Raw genomic sequence first — 17,460 nt, 5'->3', positions numbered from 1 at the left:
CATGCCTCCTTAACCTAAGCGCGGGAAATTCTACCTAAGAAGCGAACAACCCCACGCCGGGGAAAATTCCCGGTGTGGGGTTGCGGTGTGAGTTAAGAGGGGAGCGGAAGCTACTTCAGCTTCTTCTCAACTTTCTTCACTGCCTTCTGAGCGTTCTTCTCAGCCTTGTTGACGCGCTTCTTCCACTTGCGCTTCTGCCACCAGGACGGGGAAGCGTCCAGTTCATCCCGTGCGTGCTGCAGGTTGTCTACGGCATCCTGAGCGCGGTCCTGAAGCTTGGAGACCTTCTTGTTGACCTTGCGCTTGGTCTTGAACTTCTCCCAGTCGGAGGGGCCCAAGTCGTCGAGGGAGTTCTGCAGGTCATTGGCAACGCTCTTGGCCTTGTGCTTTGCCTTGAACTTGTCAACCTTGGAAGGCTTGAGGTCCTCGAACTGGTCTTTTGCGTCATCAGCCCAGTCCTCAACGCTGCCACGCACGTCGGAGATCAGGCCCTTAGCCTTGTGCTTGGCCTTCGCCTTCTCCAGCTTGGAGGGCTTGACGTCCTTGTAGGTGTCTTCGAGGTTGTCCTGCAGGTCGCCGATGAAGCCCTTGACCTGGCGCTTCGCCTTGTACTGTTCAAACTTGCTGGGCTTGAGGTCACCGTACTTATCGTTTGCCCAGTCGCTTGCGTCCTCAGCGAAAGACTGTGCCCTGTCAGAAGCCTTGTCGGCCCACTTGGAAGCGGTCTTCTTCCAGTCGTCCTTGTTGTCGTCGTAGTAATCAGCTGCCTGCTTTGCAGCTTCCTGAGCGCGCTCGGAAACGGTCTCAGCGGTGTCAGAGAACCAGTCGCTTGCCTTGCCCAGAGCCTTCTCGGTTTCAGTCTGGCCAGGCAGAGCCTGCTGGATGTTCTTCTTAGCGCGCTTGGATGCGTCCTGGGCGCGCCATGCCAGGCCCGGCTTACCAGCGGTGTCCTGGGAGGCGATAAGAACGCCGCCGAGGAGGGCAACGTTGGTCAGTGCACCGTTGCGCTGGCGAGCCTTCTCATCAGCGTCGGAGGCGTTCCAGAATGCGTTACGGCCCATCATTGTGGCAACGGACGACGCTGCCAGAAGACCGGAAGCCAGCCGCGGCATCTTGCCAAGGGCAAACGCGGTACCGGCGCCGACCTTGACACCGCTGTTGATTTTGACGGCGGTCTCCGGGTCAGACGGGATGAACTTCGCGTACTGGCTAGGAAGCAGGCCCTTGATCTGGCTCAGGGCGTTCTCTGCGCCGCCGGCGTGCTCAGACGCCTTGGTGAAGCTGCTTACGCCATCGGCGATGTACGCCGAAGCGAGCATCGGACGTGCGAATTTGCGGATCATAATCGTGCTATTCCTTCAATCCATTTGATGATCGGATGTACCGAATGTACCCAGTCCACTTTAGACACGTTTCGGTTGCTGGCGGGCGGATATTTTCTCTACCTGCGGTGTTGTTGTCTAAGTGTTACTTTTCTGTGGTGAATTACTGTTGGTGGACTACCACCGACGCTCGAGCCATTCGGGTAGTTTCGGGCGTTCGTCACCCAACGTGGTCGGTTCTCCGTGGCCGGGCCACACGATGACGTCGTCAGGGTATGCGTCGAAAAGCCGCGCGGTGACGTCTTTGAACAGGCGCAGGAAGTCACCGTCGGAAGCGGTTTTGCCTAGGCCGCCGGGGAAAAGGGAATCGCCAACGAAGAGATTGACTGTGCCATCAATCTCAGCGACGAGGGCGACGCCGCCGGGGGTGTGGCCACGAAGAATGTGGACGGGGAACTCATGACCGGCGAAGTTGACCGAGTCGCCTTCGGTGAGCTCGTGATCCGGAGCAACCGGCAGGGCGGGTGCATCCAGATGAGAGGCCCAGTGCGTTGCACCGGTTTCTTTAAGGATGTCGGCGAGCGCGCGTACGTGGTCGTAGTGCCGGTGCGTGGTCAAAACATCGGTGATTTCTACGCCGTTGTCACGCGCCAGGGCAAGTAGGGCTGGGGCGTCATCCGCGGCGTCGATAAGCAAGCCCTGCGTACCACAGCACAACAGGTAGCAATTGTTGTCCATGCTTGAGACGCTCGTGCGCGCGAGAGTAAGCGGGGAGGTGTTGGTAGCCATGGGTCCCACGATAGTTGTCTTCGGTAGCATCGCTAGAGGACCTATCAACTTTACGGCGGGAATGAAACGTGGCAGATAAGCTAACCGTACGCGGCGCGCGCGAACACAATCTCAAAGGAATTGATGTAGAGCTGCCGCGCGACAAAATGACGGTGTTTACTGGGCTTTCGGGGTCCGGTAAATCCTCTTTAGCCTTCGACACGATCTTCGCCGAGGGACAGCGTCGCTACGTCGAATCCCTCTCCTCTTATGCGCGCATGTTCTTGGGGCAGATGGATAAGCCTGATGTTGAATACATTGATGGCCTGTCGCCCGCGGTGTCCATTGACCAAAAATCCACCAACCGCAACCCGCGCTCCACGGTGGGAACGATTACAGAGATCTATGACTACCTGCGTTTGCTGTTCGCCCGCGCGGGCACGCCGCACTGCCCTGAGTGTGACGCGGTGATTGAGCGTCAAACGCCGCAGCAGATCGTTGACCAGGTGATGGAGCAGCCTGAGCGCACGAAATTCCAGGTGCTTGCTCCGATTGTGCGTGGCCGCAAGGGCGAGTTCGTGGACCTGTTCAAGGACCTGGCGGCGCAAGGCTTCGCGCGCGTCAACGTGGACGGGGAAACATACCAGCTCACCGACCCACCGAAGCTGCAAAAACAGATCAAGCACACGATCGACGTCGTGGTGGACCGCCTCACGGTCAAGGAAAGCCAGAAGCAGCGGCTCACGGATTCCGTGGAGACGGCGCTTAAGCTTGCCGACGGCCTGGTTGCGTTCGAATTCGTCGAACGTGATCAGGACGACGATGACCGGTACGTGATTTTCTCCGAGAAAATGGCGTGCCCGAATGGGCACACCCTGAACATCGAGGAATACGAGCCGCGTGCGTTCTCCTTCAACTCGCCGTTTGGTGCCTGCCCAGCCTGCGACGGTCTGGGGATGAGGAAGGAGATTGATACGGACCTGGTGATCCCGGACCCGGATGCTCCTGCGGTTGACGCGTTCCAGCCGTGGAACTCCAGCCCGAACAAGGGGTACTTCACCAAACTCATCGTCGCTCTCGGTGAAGCGGAGGGCTTTGATCCGCACGCGCCGTTTTCCTCGCTGCGCAAGAAAGACCGCGACCACCTTATTCATGGTTCGTCGACGAAGGTGACGGTGCGTTACCGCAACCGGTATGGCCGCCAGCGCACGTTCTCCGCTGCGTATGAGGGAGTGATCGGCTACCTCAACCGCAAGATTGAGCAAACCGACTCCGAGCGCGTCAAGGAACGGTTCCTGGCGTATACCCGCGACGTGCCGTGTCCCACGTGCGGTGGGGCTCGTCTCAAACCGGAGATTCTTGCCGTGCGGCTTGATTCATCTACGCACGGGGAGAAATCCATCGCGGGTCTGGCGGCGCTAAGCGTGGAAGACGCCAGCGAGTATCTGGACAACCTCGTTCTTGGCTACCGCGAGGAAATGATCGCCGGTGCTGTTCTGCGTGAGATTCAGGCGCGCCTGCGCTTCCTCATCGACGTGGGGTTGAACTACCTGACCCTGTCGCGTTCTGCGGGAACGCTCTCTGGCGGTGAGGCCCAGCGCATCCGCTTGGCGACGCAGATTGGTTCCGGTCTGGCTGGCGTGCTCTACGTTCTCGATGAACCTTCCATTGGTCTGCACCAGCGGGATAACCAGCGCCTGATCGCTACGCTGAAGAAACTGCGCGACATTGGCAACACGCTCGTTGTTGTGGAGCACGATGAAGACACGATTAGGGAAGCCGACTGGCTGATCGACATCGGGCCGCTGGCCGGTGAATACGGCGGGGAAGTGGTGTACCAAGGAACACCGGCTGGCATCAAGAAAGCAAAGAACTCACTGACCGGGGACTACCTCGCCGGCCGCAAGGAGATTGCGGTTCCGGAGACGCGTCGGCCCGTCGATAAGCAGCGAATGCTCCGCATCAACGGTGCGCGTGAGAACAATCTGGACAACGTGTCCGTGGATATTCCGCTTGGTGTACTGGTGTCGGTGACTGGCGTTTCGGGCTCTGGTAAATCGACTCTGGTGAACCAGATCCTGGCGCGCACGCTGCAAAACCGCCTCAATGGTGCGCGCCAAGTGCCGGGCCGCGTGAAGAATGTTGGCGGCCTTGAGCACTTGGACAAACTCGTTCAGGTGGACCAAAGCCCGATCGGTCGCACGCCGCGCTCAAACCCGGCGACGTACACGGGCGTGTTCGACAAGATCCGCAACCTCTTCGCTGAGACGCAGGAAGCGAAAGTCCGCGGGTACAAGGCCGGGCGCTTCTCCTTCAACGTCAAGGGAGGACGCTGCGAGGCGTGCCATGGTGACGGCACGATCAAGATTGAGATGAACTTCCTGCCGGACGTCTACGTGCCGTGCGAAGTGTGCCATGGTGCGCGCTACAACCGCGAGACCCTCGAGGTTCGTTACAAAGGCAAGAACATCGCAGAGGTTCTGGACATGCCGATTGCAGAAGCGGCTGAGTTCTTTGAGCCCATCAGCTCAATCCACAGGTACTTGAGCACGCTTGTCGACGTGGGGTTGGGCTACGTCCGGCTTGGTCAGTCCGCCACCACCTTGTCCGGTGGTGAGGCGCAGCGCGTGAAACTCGCAGCGGAACTGCAGAAGCGCTCCAACGGCCGCACGATCTACATCCTTGACGAGCCAACCACGGGTCTTCACTTTGAAGACATCCGCAAGCTGATGATGGTGCTCGACGGGCTCGTGGACAAAGGCAACTCGGTGGTGGTCATCGAGCACAACTTGGATGTGATCAAGTGCTCGGACTGGATCATTGACATGGGGCCTGAAGGCGGCGCCGGCGGCGGAACCGTTGTGGCTACCGGAACCCCGGAGGATGTTGCGAAGGTGGACGGATCCTTCACCGGCCAGTTCCTCGCCGACATTGTCTAAGGATCTAAGGGTGTGAGCGTCTAAGGGCGCAAGCGTGTGAGGGCGGTTAGAGCTGCGGCCCCGGCGCGGCAGGAGCTGGCTCTTGCGGTTCGTTGTTGCGCTGGGCTCTAATCACGGAGACTGCTAGCAGCAGCAAACCGGAAACGATGAACGCGAGCACACGGGTAATGCCGCTGAGCGACGCTAGATCGAAGAACACGAGCTTGACCGACGCCGCGATGGTGAGGATCAAGCCAAGCGTCAGGGCCGCGTTCTCCGCAATCGGCGGCTTGCGCGTGAGCAACAACCACGACGCGATGAGGATCCACGACACCGACACCACGGCGTGGCCGATGATGAAGCCAGTCCTCTTAGCATCCACGTCTACGAGACCCGCCAGGGAGATAGACAGGTTGACCATCGCGAGCGTGCTGAAGTAAAGGAAGCCCGCGCCCATGACTGTGGTCACCCCTGTTGATTGGTTGCGCCACAACCAGCTTTGGCTCAGCACCGCGAAGATGATTGCAAAGAGAATGACCGCGCGGATCAGGATCGGGATGACCGCCTTGGATGTCTCTGGGCCAACGAGCACCACGGGCAGAAGGTCAATAGTGAGGATGGCCAGCATGGCTCCCCACCAAACGATGACCGCGCCTCGGTTGAGTTCACGCTTTGCCATGATCGCCGCGACCGGCGCGAATGCCAGCGCAAAGATGACCAGAACCAGATATGACTTGATCAAACTGGAGCCATCTTGTGCAACCGTGCGGTTTGTTTCTCCTAATGCGAAACCAAAGTACGGCGTCAAGAAGGATGAGCCGAACAGCAGGACTGCTGGCATGAGGAATCGGTTGCCGGATCCGCTCCGGGAGCCGCGTTCGGGGGAACCACTGCTGTTTTCGGGGGAACCATCGCTGGTATCGTTCGTGCCGCCGTTCGACGCGAAGTAGATCAACGCCAGCGTGACTGCCGCGAAGACAGGGATCATCCAGTGTTCCCAATTCCTTGAATGCGTCGTCACCGCGAGGGCAAGGAGCGCAGGAACGATGATGATGGACACGGCGCGGTGAACACTAGCTCCAGGATGGAGCTGTTGCGGGCGGTTCCTTGAACCATCGTCCGGCGGGTTAGGCGCAGACTTGGCGTCGGCCGAGCCATCCAACGTTTCATCGATCGGGGCATAAAGTTCGGTGATCACGAACAGCAATGCGATCAAAAGCAGCATGGTGCCGAGCACAACGAAGTAGGAGAAAATCCCTTCCCTCGTGGTCCACCTGGGGATTACCACCATGAAGAAGAAAATGACACCAGCTGCAGTACGGATCCTGCCGACATCGAGTTTGCGTTGGTCTGCCGGAACGAGCCAGGTTGCTCCAACCGTCAGTGGAATGAGCAAGACGGTGATGATCTGTGAGACGAAGTGCGTCTTCACATCGGAAGCCGACGGAATCATGAAACCGTAGAAGTAGAAAATGAGCCCGCACACCATCAACAAAATGACGGCTGTGTTCTTCCTCCACATAGCCACTGCCAGGTGCAGTAACCACCACACTGCGTGAGCTATCGCGGCGCCGGTGATGTTGAACCATCCCACCTCATCGGTAGTCATGTAGGCGATGTCCGCAACACCAACGAAGAATGAGGTGATGTACAAGGCGGTAACGCCTACCGAGGAACCCTTGGATCTGTCCACCCAGATTCCGATGCCGAGCAGCGCGAAGGCAAACAGGGCCAGCAGGATAGCCCTCATCTGCGGGCCGATCAGGCCGGACTGGATAGCCAGAGCCACCGCGTAGCCGACACCAATGAGCGTGATCAACGATCCCAGCACCGCCAGGGTGCGCAACACCTTCTGCTCAGTGGTGAGCTGCTTTTTCGGTTTCGGCGCCGGCATCATCATCGGAGCACCGGGGTACTGGGGGTGCTGCGGCTGCATAGCTGGTTCAGGCACAGGGGCAGCAGCGTGCGCCGGCACTGGCTCGTGCGGAGGCTGCGGGGCGCCCACTGCAGCGGCCGGCGTTGGTACAGCTCGTTCCTGCGCAGGTCGTTCCTTCGCAGGTCCTGGTTGTTCCTGCGCTGGCACCGTGGAAGGAACTGAAGCGTGTGCTTCCGAGATGCGTTTACTCAGATCGTCGATAAGCGCAGAGGCTTCGCTCACAGCTAGCTTGAGGTTGTGCGTGGCGGCGTGAGCACGAGCAAGTAGAGCTTCATCTTCCGGTCCCCCCGGTGAGCGTCCACCAGGCAATGGTGGTTGAGTCATGAATCTTCACTCCCTGAAAGAATGCACAGTATGGACCACAAAGAATGGTCTTTAAAGAATGGTCCTCTGTGCGTGAACTACTGTCGGATTCTGTTTTACCCTAAAAACTCGGTAAGTATGAGTGGCGATTTGGGGCTGTGGGTCGGTTGTGCTAGATTCTTCAGCACTACCGCCTCGTGCGTCATTGGCGCACAGGTCGCAAGTGGATTTTCTCCCACCTGATGCCGCCACATAGTGGAAGGCTAAGGGTTGACTAGCGGCAGACCACGTTAGTGGGTCCCATCGCGGGACAGCACGGCTGGTTCTGTCGCGGTGGATGAATTTCCCGCGATGTGTTTTTCACTTCGCGGGTTTGTGAATTTGGGGATAAGACGCGAACGCGATGTTGGTAGCGAACATGACCATCGCCTTTATTTCACGTCTCTAGGAGTTCTCATCAGCGCTGAAGCTCGGATCAATGAACGAATCCGTGTCCCAGAAGTCCGTCTCGTCGGCCCGTCCGGCGAGCAGGTAGGCATTGTCCGCACAGATGATGCCCGCAAGCTGGCATACGAAGCCGACCTTGACTTGGTTGAGGTTGCGCCGAACGCGAAACCGCCCGTGGCCAAGATCATGGACTACGGCAAGTACAAGTACGAGCAGGCCCAGAAAGCCCGCGAGGCACGCAAGAACCAGCAGCAAACCGTGGTCAAGGAACAGAAGTTCCGGCCGAAGATTGATGAGCACGACTACCAGACCAAGAAGGCTAACGTTGAACGCTTCTTGGAGAAGGGCAACAAAGTTAAGGTGACCATCATGTTCCGTGGCCGCGAGCAATCGCGTCCGGAGTTGGGGTACCGCCTCCTAGAGCGCCTCGCCGAAGATATTTCTGAGGTGGGCCAGGTTGAGTCCCGTCCGAAGCAGGACGGACGCAACATGACGATGGTTATCGGTCCTGTTCGCAAGGGTAAGAAGTAAAGTTCTACCGGCTTAAAGCCAGTGGAATGAACAACGACAAGGGTGTTACAGACATGAAGCAGAAGACCCACAAGGGCACCGCGAAGCGCATCAAGGCTACCGGCTCCGGCAAGCTGCGCCGCGAGCAGGCCGGCAAGCGCCACCTCAACGAGAAGATGACCTCCAAGCGCCGCCGCAAGCTGTCCGGCGCCACCGACGTTGCTCCGGCAGACGTTAAGCGCACCAAGCGCCTCCTTGGCCAGGCATAAACTGCCTGCCCCACCAGCGAGCTATCGCTGATCAAGCACTTACTTATACGAACAGACTTTTAAGGAAGTATCACCATGGCACGTGTGAAGCGTTCCGTTAACGCCAAGAAGAAGCGCCGCGCAATCCTCAAGTCCGCCAAGGGCTACCGCGGCCAGCGCTCCCGCCTGTACCGCAAGGCTAAGGAGCAGTGGGTACACTCCCAGACCTACGCTTACCGCGACCGTCGTAAGCGCAAGAGCGAGTTCCGCAAGCTGTGGATCCAGCGCATCAACGCTGCAGCTCGCATGAACGACATCACCTACAACCGCCTGATCCACGGCCTGAAGCTGGCCGAGGTTGAGGTTGACCGCAAGATCCTGGCTGAGCTCGCCGTGAACGACTTCGCCGCTTTCTCCGCTATCTGCGAGGTAGCAAAGAACGCTCTGCCGGAAGACGTTAACGCACCGGTCAAGGCTGCCTAGTACAGCCCGCATAGACGCCTCTTAGGCGTCCCTGTCCCGCTGTCGACATACCTGTCGGCTGCGGGATTTTTCTATTCTTGCTTCAGTTGGGACTAATCAGAGTTCATGGCGCATTACACTGCCGGAAACGATCGGCGGGCAGCGCGGGAAGAGGCACAACATGGCGCGGCGGATAGGTCGAGCACCTGGGGAACGGGGCTGGGACGCTTTTGGGCGCGCACTTGATGCTGCTATGACTCCGCGTCATTCTGATGGCCGTGAACGAAAACTGACCGAGCACATGCAGCGGGAGACTGATCACTCGTTGCGCTTGAAAGCCATTGAGTTGACGTTCGCGACAACCGTCATGGCCATCATCGTCCTGAGCATTCTGACATTTTTTGAACCGACGATGGAATACGTATTCCCCCTAGGATTTTTTGGTTTCTTCGCGGTTCTCGGGGCGTGGGCGTCCAAGCACTCGTGGGACAAGGTTAAAAAGGGTCCTGTTGATCCTGAAGAGACTCTCCGCGAGGGAAGAAGAGCTTCGCGGCGTCATTTGGTCTCTCGCGCGCGTCACGGTGATGTCAGTGGCATTCACACGGTTCCGGTCGCGGTAGAGATCTCCGACATTCTGCGCCGAAAAGAGGTCAGAGCCCTACAGCTGGAAGAAAGCCTCGATTCATGCGTGGTGATTGAGCACGACGTTGACGTGGCGCTTAACCAGCTGACTGGCGGTGTGTCCTGCAAGGACGAGTTCTATGCCCTTGGCCCCGGCCGTGCGTCTGCTACCGCTGATTCTTCGGTGGTATCGCGCGCATTCCTCGAGTGCCTGTTCAATTCAGAAGCGCCTCACAACACGGTGCGGGTAGATCACGTCATTACCATTGGCAAGCGATCGGTGGCAGTTGCTCTACGCACATGGGGTGGACGATTCCGGCCGGGCAGCAAAGGAAAGCTTTTCGAGTGCGAGGAAAACCCGGTAGACGTCGTGCGTCTACGCGCAGAATCTGTGAACACGCTCATCGCAGCCTCGCGTGCAATCGACGCCGACAATCCGCTGGCGCTTCTGATCATCGACGGGGGAGTTGTCGACGGCGGTTCAATCACAGTTCCGCTGAAAGACGGGTCGCTGGTCGTTGCCGAATTTGATGCCGCAGTGAGCTTGTTGCGCAGCCTGTGAGCGTATGTCAGCAGCGCGGGAGCTAGCTTCTCACTTAGTATTGGGGCGATTCCGACCGTTGTTTTGGAGGGCTTTTCCACATGGCGCTTGATTTTGCTGAACCGTTCACCGAACGCACCCCGCGTGTGGTCAATGCGGCGAAATTGAAGCGCGCCGCCGGACGTAAGAAAGCAGACCGGTTCCTCGCGGAAGGGTTCAATGCAGTCGACGCCGCGGTTGCGACGGGCGCTGCTACCGATCTGTTTGTCACCGAATCAGCCGCCACTGAGTTCGCGGAGATAGTGACCACCGCCGACTACATGGACGTCTACACGCACGCGATCACGGACAAGGCTGCCGAATACTTGTCGGATACCGTGACAACGACTGGAATCTTTGCCGTTTGCAGACCCGCGCTATGGACCCTGCCGTCAATCATTAAGGGCAAACCAAAGCTCATCGCGGTGTGCGTTGAGGCCGCCGACCCGGGCAACGCGGGCACGATCATCAGGCTTGCCGACGCTTTGGGTGCCGACGCCGTGCTATTCGCCGGCGATACGGTAGACCCTGAATCCCCGAAGGTGGTGCGTTCCACTGCGGGATCGCTGTTCCACGTGCCCGTGGTGCGCGACCGGGACATCCGCCGCGCCCTTGGGCAGCTGCGCGACGCGGGCCTCCAGCTCGCCGCCACCACGATGAACGGCGAGGTGTACCTCGACGAGGCCGACGAGATCCTGGAAAAACCCACCGCGTGGCTGTTCGGAAACGAGGCGCACGGGCTGAGCGACGAGGTGGCGCAGCTCGCCGACCACAGAATCTCCATCCCTATCCGGGGCTCCGCGGAATCGCTGAACCTCTCCACCGCCGCCGCGATCTGCCTGTGGGAGTCCTGCCGGAACCTGGGGGAGGAGGCGTAATGGCCAGGCGCTACGGAAAGCACGCCCCGGCGGAGACCAGCTGGGACCTTTTGGAGGCATCGCTGCGTGATGCCCTGGTGAAGCAGGGCGAGTACAGGCCCACCTACCAGCAACGCCAAGAGGCACTTAAGGGTGGAAAAGGCTGCCGTCTATCGCGCCTACAACCTTCGCCCGTCTGCTCTTGAGCACCTACTCCACCGGCTCTTCGCCGCTGTCCGATTGGATGCGTCAATCGTGGACGAGGCGGGTGGCTCGGTTGCTGCCAACGAGTGGTTCCTAGTCCCGTTGGACGTGATTAACCGAGCCATCGAACTTATTATGTCTGGCGAGATCGTCGACTACTCCTACGACCCGGCAAGCCAGCAACTAGTCAAGGCGCGGTAAATGCGCAGTTAGGTAAGCTACCGCGGGGCAGGCATCCCGGTCGGCGGACTACCGCTGGGCCGCTTACCCGCCGGCGGGGCACCAGTCGGCGGAGTGCCGCCAGGCCCGCCCTGCGGTGGTTGGCCACCGGGGCCACCCATACCGCCGCCGGTGTTGGGGGTGGAGGTGTCGATGGCCACGTCGAGCGTCATGTCATAACCGGACTGGATGGTGCCGGTGAATTCTGGGAGTTGGTCGTCCCAGCCGTCGCTGAAAATGCTGTCTGACTCCAGCGATGTTCGTGAATAGGGTGCCACCGAGTTTTCGTAATTGTCGGTCTTGAAGGTGGCATCGCAGACCTCGGCCGGGATGGCGATCTGAGATGTGAGAATCGCGTTTGACGCGTCCGTAATCTAGTTGACGTCCGGGAAAACCTCGAAGTGGATGTGCGGGTAGCAGCCGGGCACGATCGTGGTGAACTCCACCGAACCGTCGTCGCGGGTGACCTGAACGCCGCGCAGATACGTCTCATCCTCAAGACCCTCGGAATACATCGAGTACCCGCCGGCAGCATCGCAATGCCAGATGTAGACCGCCGCGCCTACCATCGAAGCGTTGCCATTGACCATGTCGATGACGTTCATCCGCAGGGTCATCGGGATGCCGCTTGCCGTGGCGCTGCCGCCGATAGAGGAGCGAATGTCGCGGCGTTGCACACCGACCTTCTCCAGCACATCCGGGCCGTTGGACCCGTCGCCCGGGTACGGGCCGCCGGTTTCGGTTTTTGTCTCCGTCATCGTCTCCGATGGGACAGTGTTTTCAGTGGCGGTGCCTGAACCGATCGTCGATAAGCCTGTGCTTGTCCCGCTTGATGAGGCGGACGGTGAGTTAGCTGACATGCCCGGCGCGCACGCGGCGAGCGCTGCTGAACCAGCTCCGATGCCGAGAAAGCCCAAGAGCTTGCGGCGCGATAGACGGTTGTCAATCGTGGCGATGTCGAAAGTGAGCCCCTGAGGCCAGAGACGAGCCCCGCTGGTTCGCTCTTTCATGTCCCCGTTGCCCGCGACCGCGACATTCGCCGAGTTCTCGGTCAGCTCAGGGCTTCAGGCTTATCGACGCTGGCGACAACCCCCAACGGCGCCCTCAACCTCGCCGAACCCGGTGAGGCTCTGAATACGCCCACCGCGTGGCCGTTTGGCAGCAAAAGCGTTGCGTGAAACGTGATCATCATCGCATCAACATAAGGGTAGGCAAGCCTAATTGTCTGCTGTAGGGTTGGCCTCATGGGAACTAAAGGAAGTCAACCGCCACTACCGCAGAGCGACAGATCGACCAACGTTGCTGCAGGCCATTGGGTGCTCGCTCGAGCTGGGAAGCGCGTTTTGCGTCCTGGTGGTTTGAAGCTGACGAATCGTTTGTTGGATGCAGCAGAACTGCAGGACAAAAGGGTGGTGGAATTCGCGCCTGGGTTGGGGCGAACTGCCGCCAACATGCTTGAACGGGACATCGCGTCCTATGTCGGTGTAGACCAAGATGTGGATGCAGTGACACGTGTGCAGTCCGTGGTGGGATCGCGTGGCACAGTGGTCAATGCTAGTGCCGAATCCACCGGTCTTGAAAGCGATTCTGCCCAGGCGGTGGTCGGTGAGGCGATGCTGACAATGCAAGGTGAGAAAGGCAAGCGCGCAATTATTGCTGAAGCGTTCCGTTTGCTGGAGCCAGGTGGTTTGTATGCGATCCATGAGCTGGGACTTACCCCCGACACAATTGATGCAGAACTCGCTGATCAGTTGCGGAAGCGCCTAGCGAAAACGATCCGCGTGAATGCTCGCCCACTTACGCGCCGAGAATGGTGTGGGTTGTTGGAGGAGGCGGGTTTTGACATTGAATGGGTTGGAACTGAGCCGATGGCCCTACTGTCAATGCGCCGCAATCTTGCAGATGAAGGTTTTGGCGGAGTTTTGCGGATTTTGCGTAACGTAGCGAAGGATAGGGATTTGCGTCACCGTGTACTGGAGATGCGTAGAACCTTTAATGAATATCGAGACAATCTCACCGGCATCGCTATCATCGCTCGAAAACCCGATGTCAGCGGGTAGAAGAAGGGAATTGGATTCATCAGCGGACACGACCACGTGCCAGAAGCCATGCTTGGTTACATAGAAAATATGGCGGAGCATGTTGAGTACTCCCCAAACTCGACCACATCGACCAAGATCCTGCGTGCCGAGGGGGTCAACGTGGTGCTGTATATGTTGAACCGTCCTACGGCGGTTTAAAAACGGGTATTTGTCACGCTCATGACCGCAAACAGCTCGAGATTCGGCGTGCACCCGGAGTCCGCACCGTATAGATGTGGGGCACAACTTATCCTCCTAAGCGACAGTCGAATGCCCGCGGGTATGCTTGTGAACGTTTTGTGATGCCGCCGAAGTGGAAAGGTGCGGGTGTGCAGTGAGCATTGACAAACCCGAAATTGAACTGACCGAGGAGAACCTGAATCGGGCTGCGGACGAGGCTATCGCGTCCTTCGAGGCGGCAGCTGATCTGCCCGCTCTTGAAGAGTCCAGGCGGGTGCACTTGGGCGAGCAAAGCTACATCATGCAGGCGCGTAAATCGCTGGGCACGCTGCCTAAGGATCAGCGCAAGGACGCTGGGCGGCTTGTGAACATGGCGCGCGGGCGCGTCGAAAAGCGCTATGGCGAATTCCATGGCATCCGCGAAGCGGAATACCGCGAGGCACAACTCAAAGCTGAGCGCGTAGATGTCACGCTGCCAACGTCGCGTGCGCAAGCGGGCGCGATGCACCCGATCACGACGTTGAGCGAGAACATCGCCGACATCTTCATCGGCATGGGCTGGGAGGTCGCCGAAGGCCCGGAGGTCGAGGCGGAGTACTTCAACTTTGATGCGTTGAACTTCATCCCGGATCACCCGGCGCGCACGCTGCAGGACACGTTCTACGTGGGTAAGGAAGGATCCCGTCAAGTGCTGCGCACGCACACCTCGCCGGTACAGGTGCGCACGATGCTAGAGCGGGATGTCCCGATTTACATTGCGTGCCCCGGACGCGTATTCCGCACCGATGAACTGGACGCCACGCACACGCCGGTGTTCCACCAAGTCGAGGGATTGGCTGTGGACAAGGGGCTGACGATGGCGCACCTGAAGGGGACGCTTGACCACCTGGCGAAGGTCCTGTTCGGCCCGGAGACGAAGACGCGCATCCGCACTAACTACTTCCCGTTCACCGAACCCTCAGCTGAGGTTGACGTGTGGTTCCCCAACAAGAAGGGCGGCGCCGGCTGGATCGAGTGGGGTGGTTGCGGAATGGTCAACCCGAACGTGCTGAAGGCAGTTGGCATTGACCCAGAGGTGTACTCCGGTTTCGCATTCGGCATGGGCATTGAGCGCACGCTGCAGTTCCGTAACGGACTGACGGACATGCGCGACATGGTGGAGGGTGACGTTCGTTTCACTCAGCCGTTCGGCGTTCAAGCGTAAGCAGAAGGCAACAGGGTAGAGGACAAGGGCAAAGGATTTTACAATGCTGATTTCCCAGGAATGGATTACTCGCCTTCTGCAGGCGGCGGGCAACGACGGATGGAACGTTACGGCTGAAGAATTCGACGCGGGCTTCGTGCGCGTTGGTTTTGAGACCGAGGGGTATGAGCCGATTGAGGAAACCACCGGCCCGCTGGTCTACGGCCGCGTGCTGAACATCGAGGAACTCACCGGTTTTAAGAAGCCGATCCGCTACTGCAAGGTCGACGTCGGCCAGGCCAATGGCACCGGTGAGCCCCAGGGCATTGTCTGCGGTGCGCGCAACTTTAAAGAAGGCGATCTCGTTGTCGTCTCGTTGCCCGGCGCTGTGCTGCCTGGTGGTTTTGCGATCGCGGCGCGCGAAACTTATGACCACGTCTCCGAGGGCATGATTTGCTCAGCAGCGGAACTGGGGTTGGCGGACAAGCAGACGAGCGGCATCATCACGCTTCCCGACGGTTTCGGCGAGCCCGGTGAGGACGCCCGCGAAGGCCTGGGGCTGGCAGACACTGTCTTCGACGTGAACATCACTCCTGACCGCGGCTACGCACTGTCCGCTCGTGGTCTGACACGCGAGGTAGCCTCAGCATTCAACGTGAAATACGCGGACCTTGCAGCAGATCCTTCTATCGCTGGCATCGATGTCAGTGCGGTTCCGCAGCCGAGCGGGGATCTTATTCCGATCACGCTGGAACCGGAAACAAAGGCGCAGCGATTTGGTCTGCGTAAGGTCACCGGCATTGATCCCAATGTTGAATCGCCGTATTGGATGCAGCGTGAATTGATGCTGTCCGGCATCCGTTCCGTCAACGCCGCGACTGACGTGACCAACTACGTCATGATTCTGACCGGTCAGCCGATGCATGCCTTCGACGCAGAGAAAATTTCTGGTGGCCTTCGCGTTCACAATGCTTCGGGTGGAGAGCAATTTGAAACGCTTGATCACGTCAAGCGCACTTTGACGCCTAACGACGTGGTGATTTCTGATGACAGCGGTATCCAATCGCTTGCAGCGATCATGGGTGGAACCACGTCCGAAATTTCCGATTCCACCACCGACGTGTACTTCGAAGCGGCGACGTGGGATCCGCTGACCGTTGCGCGTTCCGCACGCCACCACAAGCTCAGTTCCGAGGCTTCCCGCCGCTTTGAGCGTGGTGTTGACCCGGCCATCGTCGAAGTATCCTTGGACATCGCGTGCGCGCTGCTTCAGCAGATCGCCGGGGGAGAAATTGCCGTCGAGCGAACCCTTGTGGGGGATACCCCGGTGCGAGAGACCATTTCCCTGCGCCAGTCGCGTCCTACAGAAATCATTGGCGTGGACTACTCCGCAGAGACGATCGTTCGCCGTTTGGAAGAAGTCGGTTGTGCCGTGACTGACGGGGAAGAATCCGGTGTCTTTTCCGTCACGCCGCCGACATGGCGGACTGATCTGAATGAGCCGATTGAGCTGATTGAGGAGATCGTTCGCCTTGAAGGCCTCGACGAGATTCCGCTCGAGCTCCCTACGCCGCGCGGCGGTCGTGGGCTGTCGCCTGTGCAACGCCGTCGCCGGGCCGTAACGCACGCGCTTGCATATTCCGGCTACGTGGAGATCATCCCGACGCCGTTTATGAAGAACGATGCTTTTGATGTTTGGGGTCTGGAAGACTCTGATCCGCGACGTGCCGTGGTGAAGGTTCAAAACCCGCTGGACGCGGACTACGGGGTGTTGGCTACAACGCTGCTGCCCTCCATGCTGGAGGCGGTTGGCCGAAACGTCGCGCGCGGTCGAAATGATGTGGCGCTGTACTCCGTGGCGCAGGTGGCGTTCACAACCGCCGATCAGTCGCCCATGCCTTCCGTAGCCCAACGCCCGACCCAAGAGGTTCTCACTGAACTGCTTGAGTCACTGCCGCGCCAGCAGCTGCACGCGGCCACCGTTGCGTCTGGAAACAAGGTGTTGGCTGGACCATGGGGCGAGGGCCGTGGCTACTCATGGGAGGATGCGATTGAATCCGCTCAGATTGTCGCAGCATCGTGTGGAATCGAGCTTGAAGTAGCTAACGCTGAGTACCTGCCGTGGCACCCGGGCCGATGCGCCGAGCTATCGGTGGTGGTTGCAGATGGTGAAGATGAAACTTCTAAGCAAGTCGTTGGTTACGCCGGCGAATTGCACCCACAGGTCCTGGAAAAGCTGGGGCTGCCAGAACGCACGTGCGCGATGGAAATTGACCTGACTGCGTTGCCACTGCAGGAGCGCTTCCCGGCGCCAGTCCTGTCCGCGTTCCCGTCCCTGCACCAAGACTTGGCGCTCGTCGTTGATGAAGACCAACCGGCGGAGGCGGTTCGCCGCGCTGTTGCTGAGGGGGCTGGGGAGCTCCTTGAAAGCGTTGAACTCTTTGACGTCTACCGATCTGAAGCGCTGGGCGACGGCAAGAAGTCGCTTGCGTTTGGCCTGGTGTTCCGCGCACCGGATCGCACATTGACTGATGAGGAAGCATCGGAGGCGCGCCTTGCGGCGGCGTCGGTTGCTAAGGAGCGTTTCGGCGCTGAGATGCGTGCGTAGACCGCGTCTTTTT

At 59.2% G+C, this 17,460-nt stretch carries 15 protein-coding genes; 10 read left to right on the top strand and 5 right to left on the bottom strand.

Annotated elements, in window-relative coordinates:
• Positions 1 to 110: 110 nt before the first annotated feature.
• Entirely contained in the window at positions 111 to 1,343 is a 1,233-nt protein-coding gene (locus CAQUA_RS06145; protein ID WP_196824052.1) for a DoxX family protein, read from the bottom strand.
• A gap of 156 nt (positions 1,344 to 1,499) precedes the next feature.
• On the bottom strand, positions 1,500 to 2,111 hold the full coding sequence (locus CAQUA_RS06140) for an MBL fold metallo-hydrolase (protein ID WP_231375366.1): 612 nt from the start codon (positions 2,109 to 2,111) through the stop codon (positions 1,500 to 1,502).
• A 68-nt stretch (positions 2,112 to 2,179) separates the two neighbouring features.
• On the opposite strand from CAQUA_RS06140, the gene uvrA reads away from it, so the two are divergent.
• Positions 2,180 to 5,029, top strand: a complete 2,850-nt coding sequence (uvrA, locus tag CAQUA_RS06135) for an excinuclease ABC subunit UvrA (RefSeq protein ID WP_196824053.1) — start codon at positions 2,180 to 2,182, stop codon at positions 5,027 to 5,029.
• A gap of 46 nt (positions 5,030 to 5,075) precedes the next feature.
• Here the strand turns inward: uvrA and CAQUA_RS06130 are convergent, their stop codons facing one another.
• Positions 5,076 to 7,268, bottom strand: coding sequence for a hypothetical protein (locus CAQUA_RS06130; protein WP_196824054.1), 2,193 nt, complete (start codon positions 7,266 to 7,268; stop codon positions 5,076 to 5,078).
• 330 nt (positions 7,269 to 7,598) lie between these two features.
• Between CAQUA_RS06130 and infC the strand changes: the two genes are divergently transcribed.
• The 6 genes from infC (at position 7,599) to CAQUA_RS06100 (ending at position 11,377) form a co-directional block, all read left to right on the top strand.
• Positions 7,599 to 8,225, top strand: a complete 627-nt coding sequence (infC, locus tag CAQUA_RS06125; RefSeq protein ID WP_231375379.1) for a translation initiation factor IF-3 — start codon at positions 7,599 to 7,601, stop codon at positions 8,223 to 8,225.
• A 53-nt stretch (positions 8,226 to 8,278) separates the two neighbouring features.
• Complete coding sequence (rpmI, locus tag CAQUA_RS06120) at positions 8,279 to 8,473, top strand: 50S ribosomal protein L35 (RefSeq protein WP_196825554.1); 195 nt, start codon at positions 8,279 to 8,281, stop codon at positions 8,471 to 8,473.
• A gap of 75 nt (positions 8,474 to 8,548) precedes the next feature.
• Complete coding sequence (gene rplT / locus CAQUA_RS06115; RefSeq protein ID WP_196824055.1) at positions 8,549 to 8,935, top strand: 50S ribosomal protein L20; 387 nt, start codon at positions 8,549 to 8,551, stop codon at positions 8,933 to 8,935.
• Between the two features lie 232 nt (positions 8,936 to 9,167).
• Positions 9,168 to 10,097, top strand: coding sequence for a hypothetical protein (locus CAQUA_RS06110; RefSeq protein WP_196824056.1), 930 nt, complete (start codon positions 9,168 to 9,170; stop codon positions 10,095 to 10,097).
• An 80-nt stretch (positions 10,098 to 10,177) separates the two neighbouring features.
• Positions 10,178 to 10,993: a TrmH family RNA methyltransferase gene (locus CAQUA_RS06105; RefSeq protein WP_196824057.1), complete on the top strand. Its 816-nt coding sequence runs from the start codon at positions 10,178 to 10,180 to the stop codon at positions 10,991 to 10,993.
• Positions 10,994 to 11,125: 132 nt separating this feature from the next.
• Positions 11,126 to 11,377, top strand: coding sequence for a GIY-YIG nuclease family protein (locus CAQUA_RS06100; protein ID WP_196824058.1), 252 nt, complete (start codon positions 11,126 to 11,128; stop codon positions 11,375 to 11,377).
• 17 nt (positions 11,378 to 11,394) lie between these two features.
• On the opposite strand, the gene CAQUA_RS06095 is transcribed toward CAQUA_RS06100, so the two are convergent.
• Both CAQUA_RS06095 and CAQUA_RS06090 read right to left on the bottom strand, forming a co-directional pair.
• The gene (locus CAQUA_RS06095) at positions 11,395 to 11,673 is read right to left on the bottom strand and encodes a hypothetical protein (protein WP_196824059.1); all 279 of its coding nucleotides are present in this window, start codon (positions 11,671 to 11,673) and stop codon (positions 11,395 to 11,397) included.
• Positions 11,674 to 11,769: 96 nt separating this feature from the next.
• Positions 11,770 to 12,405: a dioxygenase family protein gene (locus tag CAQUA_RS06090; protein ID WP_196824060.1), complete on the bottom strand. Its 636-nt coding sequence runs from the start codon at positions 12,403 to 12,405 to the stop codon at positions 11,770 to 11,772.
• A gap of 234 nt (positions 12,406 to 12,639) precedes the next feature.
• Between CAQUA_RS06090 and CAQUA_RS06085 the strand changes: the two genes are divergently transcribed.
• The 3 genes from CAQUA_RS06085 to pheT all read left to right on the top strand — a co-directional run bounded on the left by CAQUA_RS06085 (position 12,640) and on the right by pheT (position 17,447).
• Positions 12,640 to 13,455 (top strand): class I SAM-dependent methyltransferase, encoded by an 816-nt coding sequence (locus CAQUA_RS06085; protein ID WP_196824061.1) that lies wholly within the window; start codon positions 12,640 to 12,642, stop codon positions 13,453 to 13,455.
• 355 nt (positions 13,456 to 13,810) lie between these two features.
• On the top strand, positions 13,811 to 14,860 hold the full coding sequence (gene pheS, locus CAQUA_RS06080; RefSeq protein WP_196824062.1) for a phenylalanine--tRNA ligase subunit alpha: 1,050 nt from the start codon (positions 13,811 to 13,813) through the stop codon (positions 14,858 to 14,860).
• Between the two features lie 43 nt (positions 14,861 to 14,903).
• Positions 14,904 to 17,447: a phenylalanine--tRNA ligase subunit beta gene (pheT, locus tag CAQUA_RS06075; protein WP_196824063.1), complete on the top strand. Its 2,544-nt coding sequence runs from the start codon at positions 14,904 to 14,906 to the stop codon at positions 17,445 to 17,447.
• Positions 17,448 to 17,460: the final 13 nt, after the last annotated feature.

Origin of the sequence: Corynebacterium aquatimens, from assembly GCF_030408395.1 — a bacterium.
GTDB lineage: Bacteria > Actinomycetota > Actinomycetes > Mycobacteriales > Mycobacteriaceae > Corynebacterium > Corynebacterium aquatimens.
The sequence above is the reverse complement of the archived record's forward strand: the minus strand, read 5'-3'. Positions and strand labels throughout refer to the sequence as shown.